The organism is Halegenticoccus soli (genome assembly GCF_002844195.1).
In the GTDB taxonomy this organism is placed as follows: domain Archaea; phylum Halobacteriota; class Halobacteria; order Halobacteriales; family Haloferacaceae; genus Halegenticoccus; species Halegenticoccus soli.
Window position 1 is genome coordinate 687644 of sequence record NZ_PEND01000001.1, and the last position, 18574, is coordinate 706217.

The 18574-nt window shown below is 68.5% G+C and carries 24 protein-coding genes and 1 tRNA gene; 15 read left to right on the forward strand and 10 right to left on the reverse strand.

Annotated elements, in window-relative coordinates; translation table 11 throughout:
• Positions 1 to 32 precede the first annotated feature (32 nt).
• Positions 33 to 635 carry a DUF6149 family protein gene (locus CNO20_RS03530; RefSeq protein WP_101294620.1) on the reverse strand — a complete coding sequence of 201 codons (603 nt, stop codon included), beginning with the start codon at positions 633 to 635 and terminating at the stop codon, positions 33 to 35.
• 126 nt (positions 636 to 761) lie between these two features.
• On the opposite strand from CNO20_RS03530, the gene CNO20_RS03535 reads away from it, so the two are divergent.
• The 4 genes from CNO20_RS03535 to mptA all read left to right on the forward strand — a co-directional run bounded on the left by CNO20_RS03535 (position 762) and on the right by mptA (position 3861).
• Complete coding sequence (locus CNO20_RS03535; RefSeq protein ID WP_101294621.1) at positions 762 to 2000, forward strand: NAD(P)/FAD-dependent oxidoreductase; 1239 nt, start codon at positions 762 to 764, stop codon at positions 1998 to 2000.
• Between the two features lie 69 nt (positions 2001 to 2069).
• Positions 2070 to 2291 (forward strand): DUF7979 domain-containing protein, encoded by a 222-nt coding sequence (locus CNO20_RS03540; RefSeq protein ID WP_101294622.1) that lies wholly within the window; start codon positions 2070 to 2072, stop codon positions 2289 to 2291.
• 134 nt (positions 2292 to 2425) lie between these two features.
• The gene (locus CNO20_RS03545) at positions 2426 to 2836 is read left to right on the forward strand and encodes a DUF7124 domain-containing protein (RefSeq protein ID WP_101294623.1); all 411 of its coding nucleotides are present in this window, start codon (positions 2426 to 2428) and stop codon (positions 2834 to 2836) included.
• A 92-nt stretch (positions 2837 to 2928) separates the two neighbouring features.
• Entirely contained in the window at positions 2929 to 3861 is a 933-nt protein-coding gene (gene mptA, locus CNO20_RS03550; protein WP_101294624.1) for a GTP cyclohydrolase MptA, read from the forward strand.
• 179 nt (positions 3862 to 4040) lie between these two features.
• Here mptA and CNO20_RS03555 read toward each other — a convergent pair whose 3' ends face one another.
• The 4 genes from CNO20_RS03555 to CNO20_RS03570 all read right to left on the reverse strand — a co-directional run bounded on the left by CNO20_RS03555 (position 4041) and on the right by CNO20_RS03570 (position 8275).
• Entirely contained in the window at positions 4041 to 4343 is a 303-nt protein-coding gene (locus tag CNO20_RS03555; RefSeq protein WP_101294625.1) for a HalOD1 output domain-containing protein, read from the reverse strand.
• A 9-nt stretch (positions 4344 to 4352) separates the two neighbouring features.
• Positions 4353 to 5594 carry a DUF7344 domain-containing protein gene (locus CNO20_RS03560; RefSeq protein ID WP_101294626.1) on the reverse strand — a complete coding sequence of 414 codons (1242 nt, stop codon included), beginning with the start codon at positions 5592 to 5594 and terminating at the stop codon, positions 4353 to 4355.
• Between the two features lie 99 nt (positions 5595 to 5693).
• Entirely contained in the window at positions 5694 to 6500 is an 807-nt protein-coding gene (locus CNO20_RS03565) for a TrmB family transcriptional regulator (protein WP_101294627.1), read from the reverse strand.
• A gap of 143 nt (positions 6501 to 6643) precedes the next feature.
• Complete coding sequence (locus CNO20_RS03570; protein ID WP_101294628.1) at positions 6644 to 8275, reverse strand: DUF255 domain-containing protein; 1632 nt, start codon at positions 8273 to 8275, stop codon at positions 6644 to 6646.
• A gap of 157 nt (positions 8276 to 8432) precedes the next feature.
• On the opposite strand from CNO20_RS03570, the gene CNO20_RS03575 reads away from it, so the two are divergent.
• Positions 8433 to 8921, forward strand: a complete 489-nt coding sequence (locus CNO20_RS03575; protein ID WP_101294629.1) for an FxsA family protein — start codon at positions 8433 to 8435, stop codon at positions 8919 to 8921.
• Between the two features lie 133 nt (positions 8922 to 9054).
• Positions 9055 to 9128: transfer RNA gene (locus CNO20_RS03580), tRNA-Ile, on the forward strand.
• Between the two features lie 910 nt (positions 9129 to 10038).
• Here the strand turns inward: CNO20_RS03580 and CNO20_RS03585 are convergent.
• Positions 10039 to 10347 carry a hypothetical protein gene (locus CNO20_RS03585; RefSeq protein WP_143423139.1) on the reverse strand — a complete coding sequence of 103 codons (309 nt, stop codon included), beginning with the start codon at positions 10345 to 10347 and terminating at the stop codon, positions 10039 to 10041.
• A 468-nt stretch (positions 10348 to 10815) separates the two neighbouring features.
• Here CNO20_RS03585 and CNO20_RS24030 point away from each other — a divergent pair, with 468 nt between their 5' ends.
• From CNO20_RS24030 to CNO20_RS22890, 5 genes are all read left to right on the forward strand, one after another.
• Positions 10816 to 10941, forward strand: a complete 126-nt coding sequence (locus tag CNO20_RS24030; protein ID WP_269844115.1) for a hypothetical protein — start codon at positions 10816 to 10818, stop codon at positions 10939 to 10941.
• Positions 10941 to 11117, forward strand: a complete 177-nt coding sequence (locus tag CNO20_RS23190; RefSeq protein WP_199174709.1) for a hypothetical protein — start codon at positions 10941 to 10943, stop codon at positions 11115 to 11117. The genes CNO20_RS24030 and CNO20_RS23190 overlap by 1 nt, the downstream gene beginning before the upstream one ends.
• Before the next feature lie 104 nt (positions 11118 to 11221).
• Positions 11222 to 11650 (forward strand): hypothetical protein, encoded by a 429-nt coding sequence (locus tag CNO20_RS03590; RefSeq protein ID WP_101294631.1) that lies wholly within the window; start codon positions 11222 to 11224, stop codon positions 11648 to 11650.
• A gap of 1 nt (position 11651) precedes the next feature.
• Positions 11652 to 12608, forward strand: coding sequence for an alpha/beta fold hydrolase (locus CNO20_RS03595; RefSeq protein WP_101294632.1), 957 nt, complete (start codon positions 11652 to 11654; stop codon positions 12606 to 12608).
• A gap of 120 nt (positions 12609 to 12728) precedes the next feature.
• Positions 12729 to 12866, forward strand: coding sequence for a hypothetical protein (locus CNO20_RS22890; protein ID WP_158237361.1), 138 nt, complete (start codon positions 12729 to 12731; stop codon positions 12864 to 12866).
• Positions 12867 to 12948: 82 nt separating this feature from the next.
• On the opposite strand, the gene CNO20_RS03600 is transcribed toward CNO20_RS22890, so the two are convergent.
• From CNO20_RS03600 to CNO20_RS03610, 3 genes are all read right to left on the reverse strand, one after another.
• Positions 12949 to 13428, reverse strand: coding sequence for a DUF7548 family protein (locus CNO20_RS03600; RefSeq protein ID WP_101294633.1), 480 nt, complete (start codon positions 13426 to 13428; stop codon positions 12949 to 12951).
• The gene (locus CNO20_RS03605; RefSeq protein WP_101294634.1) at positions 13425 to 14279 is read right to left on the reverse strand and encodes a Rieske (2Fe-2S) protein; all 855 of its coding nucleotides are present in this window, start codon (positions 14277 to 14279) and stop codon (positions 13425 to 13427) included. The genes CNO20_RS03600 and CNO20_RS03605 overlap by 4 nt, the downstream gene beginning before the upstream one ends.
• A 478-nt stretch (positions 14280 to 14757) precedes the next feature.
• Complete coding sequence (locus tag CNO20_RS03610; protein WP_101294635.1) at positions 14758 to 15081, reverse strand: hypothetical protein; 324 nt, start codon at positions 15079 to 15081, stop codon at positions 14758 to 14760.
• A gap of 408 nt (positions 15082 to 15489) precedes the next feature.
• On the opposite strand from CNO20_RS03610, the gene CNO20_RS03615 reads away from it, so the two are divergent.
• The 3 genes from CNO20_RS03615 (at position 15490) to CNO20_RS03625 (ending at position 16777) form a co-directional block, all read left to right on the forward strand.
• Positions 15490 to 15849 carry a DUF7344 domain-containing protein gene (locus tag CNO20_RS03615; RefSeq protein WP_101294636.1) on the forward strand — a complete coding sequence of 120 codons (360 nt, stop codon included), beginning with the start codon at positions 15490 to 15492 and terminating at the stop codon, positions 15847 to 15849.
• Positions 15846 to 16097 (forward strand): hypothetical protein, encoded by a 252-nt coding sequence (locus CNO20_RS03620; RefSeq protein WP_101294637.1) that lies wholly within the window; start codon positions 15846 to 15848, stop codon positions 16095 to 16097. Before CNO20_RS03615 ends, CNO20_RS03620 begins: the two co-directional genes overlap by 4 nt.
• Positions 16098 to 16525: 428 nt before the next feature.
• Positions 16526 to 16777 (forward strand): hypothetical protein, encoded by a 252-nt coding sequence (locus CNO20_RS03625; RefSeq protein WP_101294638.1) that lies wholly within the window; start codon positions 16526 to 16528, stop codon positions 16775 to 16777.
• A 194-nt stretch (positions 16778 to 16971) separates the two neighbouring features.
• On the opposite strand, the gene CNO20_RS03630 is transcribed toward CNO20_RS03625, so the two are convergent.
• Positions 16972 to 18192, reverse strand: coding sequence for a GNAT family N-acetyltransferase (locus CNO20_RS03630; RefSeq protein WP_101294639.1), 1221 nt, complete (start codon positions 18190 to 18192; stop codon positions 16972 to 16974).
• A gap of 121 nt (positions 18193 to 18313) precedes the next feature.
• Here CNO20_RS03630 and CNO20_RS03635 point away from each other — a divergent pair, with 121 nt between their 5' ends.
• Positions 18314 to 18544: a DUF7996 family protein gene (locus CNO20_RS03635; RefSeq protein WP_101294640.1), complete on the forward strand. Its 231-nt coding sequence runs from the start codon at positions 18314 to 18316 to the stop codon at positions 18542 to 18544.
• The last annotated feature ends 30 nt before the right edge of the window (positions 18545 to 18574 follow it).

Consider the following 18574-nt stretch of genomic DNA (forward strand, 5'->3'; position numbering starts at 1 on the left):
CCTGCGGACGCGTCCCCCGAGAGCGCGGCCGATTACCGGGAGTCGTCCGCGTCGGACTCGGCGTCGTCCATCCCCGGCGCGGCTCGGACGTCGACGTCCGCGGGCTCCTCCCGGCCGCCGACGCGGACCTCGCCGTCGTCGCCCTCGACGTACACGTCGTCGGCGAAGCCGCCCTCTGCGTGGGGGTGTTCCGGCGCGTCGAGCTTCTCCGGCGTCGACGGGGCGTCGGGGATCTCGCGGGTGCGGAAGTCGCCGAGCGGGTCGGCGATCGTGATCCCGTGCCGCTCGAAGAAGTCTCGGTAGCGCTCGTAGTGGGCTTCGAGCTCGTCGCTCGGGATCTCCATCATCTCCGTCCAGCCGTGGTTGAAGAAGTCGAAGTTCGCCTGCACGTGCGTGATCTCGCGGGCCTCTGCCTCGGAGTAGCCCTCCTCCAGCGCCGCGACGTACGCGTCCATCGTCGCGTCGAAGAACGCGTCGAGGTGGTCCTCGCGCTCGTCCTCCCGGCCCTCCTCCGCCTTCCCGAGGAAGATGTTCGTGTGCAGCCGCACGAGGCCGGCGGTGACGACGCGGCCGACGCCCGGCGTCGTGAGCGCCTTCTTCGCGGCCCAGTGGCGAGCGTTCTGGCGGATCTTCATCGGCCCGGGCTTGGCGTCCCGGCGCCTTGAAGGCCACGCATACCCCCCAAAGCTCCTTAAATCCCTATACGCACGGAATGACGAAGATAGCAACCGACATTAACCCCGAACGCAAAGCACGTCCACATGACCCAGTCGTTCGTGATTATCGGCGACGGGATCGCGGGGAGTTCTGCCGCGGAGACGCTCCGCGAGGAGGCCCCCGACGCCGATGTCACCGTTATCACAGACGAGGGCGAGTCCCTCTATAATCGAATTCTGATCAAGGAGTTCGCCAAGGGGAAACTGCCCGAGGCGCCGATCTCCATCCACGACGAGTCGTGGTACGACGAACGCGACATCGACCTGCGGCTGAACACGCTCGTCACCGACATCGACCCCGAGGCGCACGCGGTCGAAACGCACGAGGACGAGACGATCGAGTACGACAAGCTGCTCGTGGCGACCGGCGGGACGCCGACCCAGCTCCCGGTCGAGAACAGCGACGCCGAGGGGATCCACCACTTCTGGACGTTCCAGGACGCCCGGAAGATCCGCGAGAGCGCGGAAAGCGCCGACGACGCCGTCATCGTGGGCGCGGGCCTGCTCGGCATCGACCTCGCGGCCATCTGCGGCGCGCAGGGCGTCGAGGCGAAGTACCTGATGCGCGGCAACGCCTGGTGGCGCTACGCGCTCTCCGAGTCGGGGGCGGAGATCATGCACGACGCCATGCGCGAGATCGGCGTCGAGCCGGTCTTCGAAAGCGGCGTCGACCGCTTCGAGGTCGACGACGGGGGTCGCATCGTCGCCGCCGTCGATCCGAACGGCGACCGCTACGAGTGCGACTGGGCCGGCGTCGCCATCGGTCTCAACTTCAACACCGAAATCCTGCACGGCACCGGCGTCAAGCAGAACGACGGCGTCGTCGTCGACCAGCACATGCGGACGAACGTCGACGACATCTACGCCGCGGGCGACCTGACGCGCTTTTACGACACGATCCTCGGCGAGTACGCGCAGAACGGCTCGTGGGGTAGCGCCAAGGAACAGGGCACCATCGCCGCGAAGAACATGGTCGAGCCTGAATCCGCGGAGTTCCGGTGGGTCTCGTCGTACTCCATCACGCACTTCGACTTCCCCTTCCTCTCCTTCGGCCACCCGACCATCGGCGACGACGAAGTCGAGCGCAAGTACTCCGACACCGAGTACCGCCGCCTCGCCCTCAAAGACGGCAAGATCGTCGGCGGCGTCCTCATCGGCGATCTGGCCCCCCAGAGCGCCTACAAGCGGCTCATGCGCGAAGAGCGCGTCGTCGGAGACCAGAAGGAAATCCTGCTGGAGAAGAAGTTCGACGCCGACGAACTCGCCCCGCCGCAGGAACAATAACCCCGGACTCTCCTCGTTTTCTCCCCGAGCGGGGGAACGTTTATCAACCATCGTGGTATTTGATACCTCATGTCACGGTCTATCGTGCGCCCCGAACTCGCGGTCCGCCGCGTCGAGTCCGTCCCGTCCGGCTCGCGCGTGCGCCACTTCGACGAACTCAGCGACGCGGCGCAGGATCGCGTCCTCGCCGCCGCGGAGGGGGAGGCGACCGACGCCGGCCCCCTTCCCGCCGACCTCCGCGAGAACGAGGTCATCGTCTTCACCCGGCTCTACCGGGTGACGGGGCGCTGAACGCCGCGAACCGGCCGTCTTTCGGCCGCCTCTCGCCCGCTCCTCGCCCGCCGCATCCCTTCTGATCGCTTTTCGCCCGCCGTTCGGTTCCGTCGGACCGAAGGCGTTTTCCACGGGCCCTCGGTACCACACGTATGGAATCCGGCGGCACGATGACGCTCGCGTTCGAGCTGGAGGCGCTGAAGGGACTGGCCGACCCCAACGCCGTGTTCAACGACGCGCGTCAGTGGACGAAGTACGTCGGGGTCGTGAGCGAAAAGCCGACGTACGTGGTGACGAACTTCACCCGCAAACAGCGGATTCGGCAGGACTTCTTCTCGGGGCCACGAGGGGTGAAAGAGAGCCTGGAGAACGTGAAGCGGCAGTTCGACACCGACCGGCACGTCTTCGTCGGCACGAGCGACGACGACGAGGCGGTGGCCGAGGAGACCGGCTGGGAGTTCCTCCCCGTCGAAGACGCCGCCGAGGCCGCCGGGTGGGAGATCGCGGAGGAAACGGGCGACGAGGACCCCTTCGACGCCGGGACGCGGGACGACTGGCCCTGACCCGCCGAACGTCGCGGCGGTTCAGGCGGGCCGCGCGGCGTTCGTTCCCGGTATCGAAAGCCCTAATCGGCGAGCATCCCTCGGTTCGAACGATGAGCCACCAGTTGCCTGACGTACAGGCAAACCGCCCCGACGTGACCGTCGGGCTGAGCCAAGTCGGCGTGACGGGCGTCGAAAAGCTGGTCAAGGTCGCCCGCGACGGCAAGCGGCCGATCGTCCTCATGGCCGACTTTTCGGTGTTCGTCGACCTGCCCGCGAACCGCAAGGGCGCGGACATGAGCCGGAACATGCAGGTCATCGACGAGACGCTCGAATCCGCCGTGAGCGAGCCGACGTACCGGGTCGAGGACGTCTGCGGCGACGCCGCCGAGCGGCTGCTCGAAAAGCACGAGTACACGAGCACGGCGGAGGTCCGCATGACGGCGGAACTCATGACTCGCGAGCGAACGCCCGCGAGCGACCTCGGGACGCAGGGCACCGCGACGATCATCGCCAGCGCGGTCGCCACCGAGGAGGGGACGAGAGAGGAGATCGGCGCGCGCGTGACGGGCATGACCGTCTGCCCGTGCTCGCAGGGGATGTCCACGGCCCGCGCGAAGGACAAACTTCAGGACCTCGGCGTCGATGACGAGGTCATCGCGGAGTTCCTCGACGCGGTCCCGCAGCCCGGCCACTCTCAGCGGGGGCACGCCACGCTGACCGTCACGAGCGACGGGTCGCCGGACGTCGACCTGCTGGACGTGATCGACATCGCCCGCGACGCGATGAGCGCGCGCATCTACAACCTCGCAAAGCGCCCGGACGAGGACCACATGACCTACCACGCGCACGCGAACGCGAAGTTCGTCGAGGACTGCGTGCGCTCCATGGCCGAGTCGGTCGTCGACCGGTTCGACCACCTCCCGGACGACGCGGTGATCCACATGAAGCAGTCGAACGACGAGTCGATCCACCAGCACAACGCTCACGCCGAGCGCGAGGTTGCGATGGAACAGTTGCGCTCCGAGATCGTGCTGTCGCGGTAGGCGGTCCCCCGACCTTCCTCCCCGCTCCGGCTCCAGCCCCGTTTCCCTCGAAATCCCGTTTCGGTCCCTTCGAACCCGCTGTTTTCGAGGGCGGTAGCCACGCTTTCGAACCGACTTCGTCGACTTCGCCGCCCCCGGGAGGACGAGACGATCGAGTACTCGGTCGCCGCGTCCCGGCGTCAGTCGTCGACCGGTTCCGGCTCGGCCGCCCGCCGGTCGCACACCCGGATCTCGTCGGGGGAGACGACCACTTCGCGACCGCAGTACCGAAACGTCAGTCGGAGCGCTTCCGCGCCCCGGTCCGACCGAAAGAGCGCGTCCAGCGCGTCGGGGTCGATCGCGACGTCGAGCGGTTGTAGCTCCAGCGGCGAACAGTTCTTCGCCGCGGCCACCGCGAAGTACACGCCTTCGCTGGGCAGTTCGAACGGCCGCAGGCGGTATCGACTCGGATCGGACTCGCGCGGAGTTTCTTCGGTCGTCATGGATCTCGTTCACAGCGGAATCTGCGACAGGAAGTCCTCGCTCTGGGCGTCCAGGTGGTCGAGGCGCGGGCCGAGCATCTCGCGCATGAGTACGACGAACGCGTTGTCCGCCCCCTCGCCCGCGATGGCCGTCTCCCTCGGAACGCCCGCGGCGCCCTCCTCGCCGAGCGTGCCGAGCATGAGCGCCTCGCGGTCGACGAACACGAGCCGTCCGACCCGCTCCCGCGTCGGAGGGAGGTTGAGCCAGTCCGTCTGCGGCTCCCAGATCGTCACGTCGGGGGTACGCTCGCGGACGAGGTCGCGGACTTCGGGGGTCTGCGAGCCGAGGTACACGTCGACGCCCCGGTCGACGGCGTCCTCCAGCCGCGCGATGCACTCCTCTTCGAGCAGGCCGTCCGTCGTTATCATGAGGAACAGCTCCTCGTCGGCGCGGTCGAAGAGCGACTGCCCGTGGGCGACGACGTCCTCCCGCCCCTCGATCGTCCGGATCTCGTCCGAGCGCCCCTCGGCGGACGGGGCGGTCCGGGGTGACTCGCCCGGCTCGGCGTCGAGCCACCGCTCGGTCAACGCCGGGTGCCCCCGGTACGCCACCGTCTCCCGCTCGGCGTCGTACTCGACGATCCCGGCCCGACGTAACTTGGGGAGGTGGACGTGGTGAAGCGAGACGAGAATCCTGTGCCGCTCGTCCTCGGTCGGGCACCGCGTCTCCTCGCTTCCCGCTCCCTCGCGTTCCGCCTCCTCACTTTTCGATCCCTCGCTCACCTCGGATCGGTCGCCCGTCCGCGCGGCGACGAGGGCGGCGAGTTCCCTCCGGTCGACCGGCTCTCGCCGTCGGCGCAGAACGCTCAGGACCGCTCGGCGGCGGGGGTTCGCCAGGGCCGAGAGGGCGGGGTCCCACGAAGGGTCGTGGGTGTCGACGGCCGCCGCGAACGCGGGGTCCCGGAAGGCGGGGTGGTCGGTCGCGGCGACCGTTCTCCGCTCCGCGTCGCGCGCGACGAGACCAGCGTCTTCCAGCTTCGGAAGCTGCGTCTGAGCCAGGTCGACGAGCGCCCGTCGCTGCTCCTCCCTCGTGACCGCCAGCAGCTCCTTGTCCTCCTCTCGGGCGACCAGCTGCGTGGCGAGGTCGGCGAGCGGAACCGGCGACGTCCGGTCCGTCAGGAGCGCGAGGACGCGTCTCCGTCGGTGGCTCGCGACGGCGCCGAAAAGGTCGCGGCCGGATGCTCCCTCCCCCCTCGAAAATCTATCCCCCATGTGGTCTCTCAGGCGCTCTCGGGCAGATAAAGGCGGCGGGAGGCCGCGGCTCGTCACGGGCGCGTGTTCCGAACGGAACACCCGTCCGGACGAGAGTTTTCAGAACGACAGCGGCTCCGCGTCCTCCCACCGGGGGTCGAACACGTCCCGCACGTTCGAGGCGAACTCGGCGTCCTTGAGGTCGATCATCGCGAACACCTCCTCGGGGTTCAGCGGATTCGGCACCTCGATGCAGACCTCCGTGTCGTCGATCAGGTTGAACGTCCCGGTCACGGCCTCCGCCGTCCGAACCGCGAACGACGGGTGATCCGACAGCCGCTCCTCGTACCGCTCGCCGACGCTCGGCGGGAGCGTCCCGACGAGCTCCGGCGACAGGAGCACCGACACCGACACCCCGCGGTCGAGCGCCTCCTCCAGCGCCTGGGCGACGAGGTCGCCGACCCGACCGAGGTCGAACTGCGCGGCCGACGACGACCCCGCGACCACGACGACGTGATCGTCGGCGGCCGCCAGCCGTTCGAGCAGGAGATCGACGGTCTCCTCCGGGCCGACGGCGGCGGTCCAGAACTTCTCCTCGACGGGTTTCGCGGCGTCGAGTTCGCCGACGAGCTCGTCGACGATGGCCTCGTACTGCGCGGCTTTCTCGTCCAACTCCCGCCGCTTGTCTTCGAGGAGGCGATCCAGAGCCGCCTCCGGCTCGACCGCGACGTACTTCTTGGGACGGCTCGCCGCCTGGCTCCGGACGAGGTTGTACTGTTCGAGGGCGTTGAGCACGTCGTAGATCCGGCCCATCGGCACGTCGCTCGCGCGGGACAACTCCTTCGCCGTTGTCGGACCCGTTCGAAGGAGCGCGCGGTACGACCGGGCCTCGTATTCCGACAGCCCGAGGTCGCGCAGACTCGCCATGGGTGAACGTGCGGCTCGAATGAGATAAACGCACCGGGTGTTTACGTCGCGTCGACCGGATCCCACGGCCGTCGAGGCGACGCGAACCGTCCGATCTCGTCGACGCGACGCGGGTCCGCGCGTTCGACCCCCGCGACGCGAACCTACGCTCGCTCGGCGACCCGCGCCACGAGTTCGTCCGGCGTTCGCGCCGGAACCGCCTCGCCGTCGCCGAGAACGTACGCCGCGCCGGGGTCGAGGTCGAACCGCTCGTCGGCGTTCGGGACGACGACCTTCTCGTGGTCGGCGACGCGGAGCGCGGCGCGGTGGAGGTCCGAACCCGGCTCCGTCGCGACGGCGACGACGAGCGGTTCCCGACAGAGCCGCGCCGCGACGGAGCCGTACTCCGCGACGTGGACGCCGATGCGATCCCACGCGCCGGCGAACGCCGCGATCGACTCGCGCGCGACGCGGCGGTAGGACTTGTCGCCCGTGACCGCCGCGAGGTCGACGAGCGCGTCCGCCATCTCGACGTTTCCGTCGAGGGGCCGGAGCGGTCGGTCGAGCAGTCCGGGGCCCTCGGCGGGGCCGTCGAGGAACGAGCCGTCGTCGTGGAGCGACTCGATCGCCTCGTCGGCGACGGCGCGGGCGGTCGCCAACCCCTCCCCGAGCACCTGCTCCGCCCGGACGAACGCGGCGGCGACCCGGGCGTGATCGACGAGCAGCCGCGACTCGCCGCGGTCGCCGCCGTCGGCGTAGCGGGTCACGACGCCCCCGTCGACGAGTTCGGAGTCGAGGTACTCCAGCGTCCGACGGGCGTAGCGACGGGCGCGCTCGTCGTCGGTGTAGGCGTGGTAAGTCAAGAGCGCCTCCGCCGCGACGGCGTTCGCGCCGGCGTACGCCGTCAGGTCGGTCCGGGGGCGGGTCGTCCCCTCGCGCCCCGCCTCGTCGAGGGCGTAGTACTCCCGGCCGGCCGCCGGTCCCTGACTGCCGCCGAAGGCGACGCCCGTCCAGAGGTCGTCCGCGAGGTACGCGACCGTCCGCTCGGCGGGGCGGCGGTAGGCCCCCTCGCCGGTGTAGAGGTAGGCGTTCGCGAACGCGCGGACGAGCGCCGCGTTGTCGTCGAGCCGCTTTTCGTGGTGCACGTCGGACCAGTTTCGGTTCCCCGCGTACCGGAAGAAGCCCCCGGCGACGGGGTCGAGGAGGTTGTCCCGGACGGCGTCGAGCGTCCGGAGGGCCTGGCCGCGCTCGCGCTTGAGGGCGAACTCGACCGTCCGCGGCAGCGGGAACTTCGCGTCGGTCCCCCACCCGGCGTAGTCGGAGTCGTACTTCTCGCCCAGCTGCCCCGCGATGTGCTCTTCTATGACCGGCGTGACCTCGCCCGCCGGCGTCGGGTCGCCGGAGAGGCTGCGCGGGACGCGACCGGCGTCCGCCCCCTTCTCGTTCCACACGCCCCGGACGCTTTCGAGGACCTGCCGCATCCCCTCGGGACCGAGGTACATCGCGCCGGTCAGGATCTCGCCGTCGGGCGTGGCGAACACCGTCGAGGGAAACCCGCCCATGTTGTACCGCTCGCGGACGCGGGGGTGCCTGTCGACGTCGACGCGGACGGGGACGAACCCGTCGTTGACGTTCGCGGCGATCCGCGGTTCGGCGTACGTCTCCGCGTCCATCTCGTGACAGCCCGCACACCACGTCGCCGACAGCGAGAGGAGCACCGGCTTGCCCGTCCGCCGCGCCTCGTCGAACGCGTCGGGGCCCCAGTCACGCCACTCGACGCGCGTCTCGTCGTTCATACCCGGTGGTCGGGGAGCGAGGGGCGTAAGCGCTTCGAGGCGACGGGGACGGCGCGGGGCGTCCGACCGTCCTCACGGGTCCGCCGCGTCCGGTTCGACGAATCGCCGACGCGCCGACGGCAAAAGGGCTATACAGCCGGGCCGGAAAGTGCGTAGTATGCGAACGCGGTGGCTCATCGCACTCCTGTTGCTCATCCCCCTCTCCGACGCGCTGTTGCTCATCCCGGTCTCCGGGATCCTCGGCTGGCAGGCCACCGTCGCGCTGGTGGTGCTCACCGGCCTCGTCGGGATGCTGCTCGTCCGGGCCGAGGGTCGCAGCGCGCTGCGGCGGCTCCAGCGCAAGCTCTCCGTCGGGGAGCCGCCGACGAACGAACTCCTCGACGGCGGGCTGCTCATCGCCGCCGGGGCGTTCCTGCTCACGCCGGGGCTCGTGACGGACGCGATCGGGTTTCTGCTCGCCGTCCCGGTGACGCGGTACCCCGTCCGCGAGGCGCTGAAGCGCTTCGTCGTCCGCCCGTACCTCGACGAGCGGATGGAGGGGTTCGTCACCGGCCGGGTCTGGACCGCCGGCTTCCCCCGGGACGACACGTACAACGTCGACCCCGAGTCGTACCGGTTCGACGACGAAGAGCGGAGCGACGGCTAGCGCCGTCGCGTCCGCGTCGACTCGGACGACGTGCGAACCGACGGCGCAACGCGGCCAAACCGTAAGACGCAAACGGGGCGCTAAAAGGAAACTCTTAAACGGCATTGTGCGCAACAACAGAGTGCGCTCGCCTGGGCCAATAGCTCAGTCAGGTTGAGCGCTCGGCTGATAACCGGGAGGTCCGCGGTTCAAATCCGCGTTGGCCCACCTTCCAAACGCCCGACTTCTGGTCGGGCGTCATCGGGGGCTACAACTCCCCAGCCACCTAATTTCGCGATATCCTCGAAAACTGAAAGCGCATTCTCCAGCGGCGTCCGTCCGGATCGCGGCCTCAGTCGATCCGCGGAGCCGACGGTCACCCCCGATCTCGGCCGAAACGCGGGTACCGAATCGATCTGTCTCTCTATCACAACGGCCCGGTGGGAGTAGTATTCTTCACTCGACACCGTTCAATTCATAGGCCATAAGTCATATGAATAACCGGTTCGTTTCGCTAAACGCCCGTCGGGGGCACCGAAAGTGTGGGGAACCGTGCCCGCCGTCAACCACCGAGCCTGTCAACCGTTACCCCACCTTTCCATCGGAATAGCGCATCGGCGAGTTGCACCCAGCGAGGATAATTTTCAACCGAGGAGGTGATTTCGTGTTTAAAACCGAGACTTTCGATCATCGAAACGAGTCCGACCGAAAACTACATGGTGGTACAACGCAGTTATGCTACCAGCCCACCCGAGTGGGTCGAGCGGGTGCCTCTGACAACCGTGAATGAGCTCCGATGGCGCTTCACCCGCTTTCTCCTTCGAAGATCGAGGTACAACCGGCGCAGAGCCGCCTTTTGACGGATCGGTCAGAAGTTCCTTTTACCGAGAACTCGTTGGACAAGGTGCCCCGTTGACGTGAGGACGAGGGAGGAGCGAATTCCCGTCAGAGGCACCCGCCGTCCTCCACTCCTCACTTTCCTTCCGCGACGACCGGAGAGCGCCGTCGCTGACGCCCTCGTAAGGGCTCTGACGGCGCCCGAACGGGAACAGACGCGTGACGAATGCGACGGCGCGGATCCCGAGAGTGAACCGTGGCGGGTCGTCGGCGCGACCGCCTGTCGACCTCAGGAGCGCCCTCAGTCGTCGATTTCCGCGTCGTAGACCAGCTCGATCCGGGCGTAGCCGTGTCCCTCGGTGTCCGTCGCCACCGAAAAGCGGAGGTCGTCGGCGGCCGACCGCTCGTAGAGCCGCCGGGCGCTCGCCCGCATCCCGTCATCCGCGAGCAGTTCGACGTGGCGCGGTCGCTCCCGCTCGTTCTGCTCCGCTCCGGCTCGGTCGGCCCCCGCGCCGCCTGCCGACCGCGGCTGGGGAACGGCAGTCGCGACTCGATCGCAGAGGAGCGAGAACCGCCGCCGAATCGCCGTCACGTCCCCGTCAGGGGCCACGGAAGTCCTCTCGAAGTAGCAGACGCCGCAACTTCGACGTCCGCTCGTCTTCGTCCCGGTCTCCGCCCCCGTCGACGGTCGATCGCGCGCCGTCGTCGCCGTTCTCCCATATATTTGATACCCTCGCCATTTGAGTTTCCTGTCTCCTATTCTTATAAATACTTTCTGCACGATCGGTAGAACCGCTCTCTCGCCCTCCGTGCCGATCGGCGACGGCCGGCGACCGTCCTCTCGTTCGAAGACACGGAGCTGTCAGTTCCGCTGCGGCTGATCCGGGTGAAAGCATCGCGTAACCGACGCCGAGGCAACTTCGACGAACCCCCCGTCCGGCGGTTCTCGTTCTCTCCCGCGCGATCGGATTGACCCGGGCGGGACCACCCGTCAGCGCGTCCGCGCGCAGACCGCCGCATTTCGGCCGGCCTAAAATCGACACGCTTTTCTATTTTAGGCCAGCCTAAACCATCGTGTATGCAGGCAGTGATCGAAACGTCGTCGCCGACGAGTGCGGACGGATTCGCGGCCACGGTCCGGAGTTCGAAGAGCGGCGTCGCCCCCGGTGACGCGCTCGCGGCCGGCACGGCGTGGAGGCGGTGATGCGGGCGCGCGAGTGGGCGCTGGCGTCTCTGTACCGGGAGCCCGAGGACTACGAGATTCCGGCGCTGCCGGTCTGGACGGAGCGATGCGACGACGAGGGGGGACTCTCGCTTTTCGCGCGCGGGTCCGACGAGCCGTTCATCTCGGCCGGAAAGCCGGTGAGAGTTCGACGGTAGCGGGTCGACCGTCCGGCGGAGCTGTCCGTCGGTTTGGTATTCATTCTCGCGTGAATCGTCATTCATTACCGTGGGCGTCGATCCACTAACCGGAGGTCACTCGGATGACAGACATGGAACTGGCGAGTCACGAATGGTGGGAGCGGTACAAGGAGACGGTGAACGACGACCCCGAGATGCGGGTCCGCGGACACGACGAGTTCGACGCCAACTTCTACGTGGAGATCGGCGACGAGCGATTCCTGATCCAGATGGACCGGGGGCGAGTTCGGGACGTCGTCCCGAATCCGGGCCTGAACCACCGGTGGGAGTTCGGCGTCGAGGGGTCGCGCGAGGCCTGGGAGGAGTTCGTCCGGGAGACGCCGCCGCCGTTCAACCACGAGATCATCGCGTCGCACTACCGCAGCGCGGTTCGCGGCGAGGACGGGCACCTCGTGCTGACCGGGGACAACAAGCGGATCTTCCAGAACCTGCGGCCGTTCCAGCGTGCGCTGGATCTGATGCGCGTCGCGCACAACGGAGGTGGCAGCTGAGATGAGCGGCGCGATCGAGGAGATCACGGGGAGGTACGTACACGTGGAGATCGGCGGCGTCGATCACCGCGTGTACTTCGAGGAGAACGGCCCCGAGGACGGCATCCCGCTTCTCTGTCAGCACACGGCGGGCAACAACTGCCAGGAGTGGCGAAACCTCCTGACCGACGAGGAGATCACGGATCGGTTCCGCGTCATCGCCTACGACCTGCCGTTCCACGGCAAGTCCGTCCCGCCGACCACCCAGCGGTGGTGGACGGAGGACTACACGCTCACGGCGGACCGATTCGCCGAGACGATCGTCGGCATCGCCGACGCGCTGGAACTCGACGACCCGATCTACATGGGGTCGAGCATGGGCGGCAACGTCGTGCTCGAACTCGCGGACTGGTACCCGGACCGATTCCGCGCCCTCATCGGCCTGGAGTGCGCCGCCCACAGCCCCGGCTTCTACATCGACTGGCTCGACCACCCGCACGTGAACACGACCGAGGTCAACGCCTACTCGTGCTGGGGTCTCATGGCCCCGCAGAGCCCCGAGGAGGCGCGCCGGGAGACGATGTACCTGTACGAGCAGGGCGCGACGGGCGTCTTCAAGGGCGACCTGTACTACTACTCGGTCGACCACGACTACCGGGACAAACTCGACCAGATCGACGCCGAGCGGTGCCCCGTCTACGTCGTCAACGGCGAGTACGACTACCTGACGACGCCGGACGACGGCCGCGAGACGGCGAAGGGGATCGGCGACGGGGCGGTCGCCGTCGAGATGGCGAAGATCGGCCACTTCCCGATGAGCGAGAACCCCGAGCTGTTCAACGCGTACCTGGGGGAGATACTCGACGACATCACCGGGGAACGCGAGGGGGAACTCCCCGACGTCATCGCGCCGGAGGACGTCGGCGTCGAACTCCACCCCCCGGCGCCCGTTCGGAAGCCCGAAGGCGGGGGCGAGTGACGGATCGGGGAGCGCACGCGCGATTTCATTCTGGATCGAAGCACATCCTTCACTTTTTATAGTTCGGGATCGGGAATTCTTAAATACGCGCGGTTCGTCCGCCGGGACACGGACGTATCAATGACTGAAACGGACAGCCGGCGCGGCGTCTATCTCTCGAAGCGGACGGGCGGCGGCGAGACGAAGATCTACGAACGCGGGAACGACAACGCCTGGATAACGTCGAACGTCTCCGTTCGACTCGCCTGGTACACGTGACCGCGAGCGGTCGATTTCGCTCTTCTCCGGACGGTCGCTTCGGCGAAAGGCGGGCGGTTCGCGGAGCCGTCGCCGCGCGCCGCTACGACCGGGAGTCGCCGTCCGCCGCCTGACCCGTCCGGCCCGCGGTCGACCGTCGCGCGACCGAAGCGCCCGCGTACCACGCCGCACAGACCAGCGCGGCGAGTGCGAACCCCAGTAGCGCCCACCGGTGGTATCGGAGGGCGTCGACGGTCGACAGCGAGAACACGATCGCCTCCGAGACCCGCGTCAGCCAGAACACCGTGATCCCCACCATCGCGAGCGAGAGCGCGAGGAGGGCTCCGCCGACGATCGCCGGCCAGATCCGGAACAGCGGTCCGAGCGCGCCGACGAGCGCGAAGAACGCGGCGAGCACGCCGACGGCGACGGGGCCGACCGCTGGACGCGCGTAGTACACCCACACGCCCGTTCCGGGCAGGGAGAACGGCGCGGCGACCAGGGCGATCACGGCGAGCGCGGCGACGACGCCGCCGATCAACGAGCCGGGCCACCGCCGTCCGGCGGGGTCGCCCCGGCTCATTCGCCGTCCTCCTCCGGCCGCGGGAACGCGACGAACGACTGCCTGATGATCGTGAACGGGTTGTAAACGGACTGGTGGCACGGGCAGTAGATCTCGTTTTCGGCGTCGAACCGCGCGCTCGCGGGGTCGATCTTGTACCCCGGAACGCAGCAGAAGTGCGTGCACTTGTTGAGGATCGCGACGAACCCTTCCCGCGTGCTGGCTCGGAGCCACGCGTCGTCCCGCGCGGCCTGTCCGATCCGATCACTCCGGATGAGTAGGACGGGGATCGTGCTCGCCGCGTCGGCGCCCTCGGAGCGCCACGTGACCGACGCGGGCTTTCCGACGCCCGGCTGGCCGATCTCGTTCCCCCACGTCCGGTAGTCGGCGAAGTCGTCGACGTTCACGGGGTCGCCCGGCGACACCTCCTGGTTCTGCCAGTCGTACTGCGACGACTCGGCGTACCGGAAGTGGTTGTCCCGGTCCGCCGTCGGCTCCAACCCGGGAAAGGTTTCGACGCCGCAGTACTGGAACCACTCGCTGCTGTAGGTGATGTCGCCCAACCGCATCTGAGCGACCGCGACCGTCTCCCCCTGCCGGGTCACCTCCCGGACAGGGGGCCAGACGCCCAGAACGTTCCCCTCGTCGTCGATCTCGATCGGGATCTGCGGCATCGGCCGCGGGGCGGGGCCGCCGACCACGTTGACCCCGTAGTACTCGATGAGCCCGCCGCCCTCTCCGGTCGGACTCGTCGTCAGGTTGATGCCGGCCGCCCCCGCCGCGGCGAACGCCGAGAGGGCGGCTCCGCCGACGACGCCCTTCACGAAGCGCCGCCTGCTCGTCGGTTCCGGATACTTGTCCTCGGTAGACACGGATTCCCACACCCTTTGCGGGAAGTACGCCCCCTACGGGAATCACTGTTCGTGAATCGTGCAACGCCCGACGGTGCCGACCGAACGACTGTCACCGGGCGCGGCGACTCCCGACATCGGCGGCAGAAGGCGTAGAGGAGTCGGTTCGATCGCGCGGGACGGTCAAGCGGGCCGTAGGTCCTCACCCGCACCCCGGAAGTGCGGCCCACAGCCCCGTCCCGGCGACGGTCGGCGCGGTCGGTGGGATCGACGCGATCGGTCGTCCGTTTCAGGCGTGCAGTGCGGTTCGCCGTTCGATTATCTCGCCCGCGTAGCCCGGCAGGATCACCCCGCGGTCGAGGTAGAGTTGCCAGGCGACGTCGGCCTCGTCGGTGTCGTGTTCCATCTCGTTTTCACCCCGGCGGCGGGTTCGCGTATGCGCCTGGTTACCAAAAGTCCTGTGTATGTCTGGACGACTGATACGTCCGCGGTCGGGCGTTCAGTACAGCGTTCCGCCGAGGGGGACGTCCTCGTCCGGGACGACGAGCACGGGGTTCCCGTCGTCGCCCGGCACGCCGACGGTCAGCGCCTCCGACTCGAACCCGGCGATCCGCACGGATCCGAGGTTCGTCGCGCAGAGCACCCGCCTGCCGACGAGCTCCTCCGGTTCGTAGTGGTAGCCGAGCTGCGCGGCCGATCGGACCTCGGCGTCGCCGAGATCGATCCAGAGCTTCGTCATCTCGGGCTTGTTCGCCTCCTCGAAGCACTCGGCCCGACGAACTTCGCCGACCCGGATCGTCACGTCGAACGGGCTTTCGGTCATGCGGCAGCCCTCGGCCGGAGGCGAGATAAATTGGCGGGTCACGCGCGGCCGCGACGAGCGCCCGGCGGAAGCGCTCGCCGGCGACCGCGATCGCGGAGGGGGTCGCCGGCGCCGTCTACGGCGCGACTGCCGGCTCCGTGTCGGATCCGGATACAGTCTATTTTCCCTGTCACTACCGTTCGCGGAACGCTACGTAGGGGGATCATATCCGCATCGATAACGACGCCTTCAGGACCGTTTTCTCCGTTCAGACGGTTCGCCGACGCCGAAACCGACGGCGTTCGAAGCCCGAAAACGCGAGCGACGGGCGGCCACCTCCCGACGGGCGTCGAAAACGGCGTGAAACGGAGGCGAACGGTGGACAACGGTCGTGATGGCTCTTATTACTGTAGTCGTGACATAGGAGCGATGGTAACGCAGAAACAACGACCGCGAAACGGGAGTCGGGTCGACAGCGTGGTCGACGCGCTCGCGCACCCGCGGCGGCGGAACGTCCTCGAGGCGCTTTCCGACCTGTCGGCCGACCCGGTCGACTTCGACACCCTCGTCGACCGGGTGTCGCGGCTGGAGACGGGCGAGGGACGGACGGACCCCGACCGGAGACAGATCGCGACGTCCCTCCACCACATTCACCTGCCGAAGCTGGCCGACATCGGCGTGATCGTCTACGACTCGCGGCGGCGGCGCGTCTCCCACCAGCGGACGCGGGTCGCGGACGTGCTCGCCGTCGCGAGCCGGGCGGTTACCGTCGAGCGGGGGGCGATATGACGTCCGGGCGGGCGCGGGTCGGGCGCGCGGCGGCCCGGATCCGCGGCTACCTCCGGGCGCCACGGTTCCGCCTCGGGGGAGGTTCGAGGAGCGCCTCCTCCGACGACGCGTCGAGCGACCTCGGGTGGTTCTGTCGCGTCTGCGGGTCTGTCTTCGAGGGGCGGCCGCCCGCCTGCGCCGAGTGCGGCAGCCGTCAGATCGAGGGCGACGCCGACGTGGCGGCCGATCCGGCCGTCGCGGCGCAGTGATCGAAACGGGGAGGCATTCCGGCCCGGGTACGCGGGGGCGGCTCCCCCCTCTCGGCGACCGCGAGTGCCGGTCGTGCGGCGCAGGCCGTCGGTCCTCCGTCGGGCAGCGTCGCCGTCAGCCGATTGTCTGACGGGTATTCTTAATGTTTCGGCCAGAAGGACGGGATATGCCTTCGAGAGGCCGTCCACGGAGAAGGACCTCGCTGTCGCGGCGGAACAGAGGGACGCTCGACTCGCTCGCGGGCCGGCTCAGGTCAGCGCTTCGATCAGGCGGTCGATCCGGCCGGTCCGCTAACCGGTCGCGGAAGCGATCGCAGCAGCGTCGGGGATCGAATCGGTCGCGGCGTCGTTCGACCGACCGGACGCAGCGACACTCCTCGAACGGGTCGGGGCGGTCGCAGCGGCGCAAAGAGCCGGGCGCGATCGACGTGTTGAATCCGTTCCTCTTCGTCACCGGCTGCTGGCTGCTCGGGAACGGGCTTTTCATCTCGCTCGCCTCCGCGGATTTTCTGTTCGTCGCGCTGTTCAACGTGCTGCTCGTCGCAGCTCCGGCGATCCTCGTGAGCCGACTCGCGGGAGGCGCCGCCGAGGCGGGGCGCATGGACGCGCTGGTGGCCGAACTCAGAGAGCTCGCGGCGCGGGGCGGGCGATCCTCCCGGGGCGGCATGGATCGCCTCTGAGCGCGGCGGGCGGTCTCTCGCCCGGAGACGGGGCGTTTTCACCGGAAATATAGTGTCCGATATATAGTGCTACCGAATTTCTACTCGCGGTACGGTCCGGAGAGGGGACTCGCCTTCGCCGCTCGATCGGGCGTCGTCCGATCGAACGCGTCCGCGACGCGCTTGCGACCACGGATCGGAGAACGCGGACCGCGTCAGAAGCCCTCGCGGAGGTACGCCGATTCGCGGGGGAACAGTTCGTCGAGCGATTCGGCCGCCGCCGCGTCGTCGACGGTCAGCTCGTCGTACCGCTTCAGCGAGTCGACCGACTGCGAGCCGACGGCGAGCTGCGAGAGCGCGCCGACGCCGGTCCGAACGTCCGGCTCCGCGTCGCTCGGCAGGCACGCGCCCGCTCCGCCCTCGACGTCGAGCTCGAAGACCCCGTCGTTCCAGGGACAGCGGGCATCGTCGACGGCGATCGTCACCCTGCCGGCGGTCCCGGCGGGATACGACAGCGCCGAGAGCGCGGCCTCGACGTCGACGATCCGAACCATCGGTCCCGGTTCGACCTCGACGGAGGCGGCGCGGGGGTCCGAAAGCGTCTCCAGGAGCGTCGTCTCCGTCGGGCCGCGGATGCGGACGCGATCGACCTGCGAGTCGTGGTCGCGGCAGAACCGGAGGAGCTGCCGCCGCGCCGCGTAGTCCGTCGCTGCGAGCTCTCGGACCTCCATCACCTTCTCGTCGTCCTCCTCGTCGACCGTGTAGGAGACGTACCCGCGGAGGTCGCCGCCGTCGTCCTCCCAGCCGTACACGTAGGGATCCTTCCGCCACCCCGAAAAGACGCGGTGTCGCCACCATCCCTCGGTTCGCCGGATCGCGAGCGCCTCGGTCACCCACTCGCGGTGGACGGCGTCGAGGGCCGAACTGTCGTCCGGATCGAGCGGTCGGAAGCGCCCCCGCGGTTCGCCGACGACGTCGCTCAGCTCCCCCGGCGGGACGGTCGTCGCACAGCGATCGTTCGACATCGCGTAGCCGAACCGGCGGTAGAACTCGTACTCGAATGGCCAGAGCGCGGAGAAGTACGTCCCCTCCTCGCGGAACTCGCGCAGTAGATCGTCGAGCAGCCGCGCGACGTGGCCCCGCCGGCGCGTCTCGGGCGGCGAAGCGACCGCCGAGACTCCGCCCATCGGGTGCCAGCCCCCGCGGACGCGGGCGGTGAACGCGTAGTAGCCGCAGACCGCGAGCAGGTCGTCCGCGTCGAGCGCCGCGTCCGGCGTCTCCGGCGCGACGTCGTACAGACCGCGGCGGCTGTAGATCTCGGGACGCTCGATCTCCTCGTCCTCGTCCGGGTCGGGACCGCGCTCCGGACTGAACGCGTATCGGACCGTCCGCCTGAAAGCCGTCCGGTGTTCGTCGGGGAGTGGACGGGTGTCCATGGTCGGCCCAGGGCGAGAGAGCATATATGGTTCGTGGAGGTGTGATCGTCGTCACCACGGACCGCGGCGGATCGGCCGTCGAATCGAGCCATTGACGGCCCTGGAACGCGATTTCCGCGACATGGGCGAAAACCACAGCGGACGCCGACTGGGCCGGGGAAGCCTGCTCCTCGCGGCGGTTCTGGTCGTCGGCGTCGTCGGATCGGGGCTGGCGAAGTGGGCCCTGGACGCGGCGGGCTACGACACCCTCGGCAGCGTCGTGTTCGTCATGGGATACACCGCGATGATCCTGACCGTCTGGTTCGGCTGGATCCGACCCCTCGACATCACCGGGCCGTCGTCCGAACGGTAGAACGGAACTTTAAAGCAGGTTTCCGGGCGA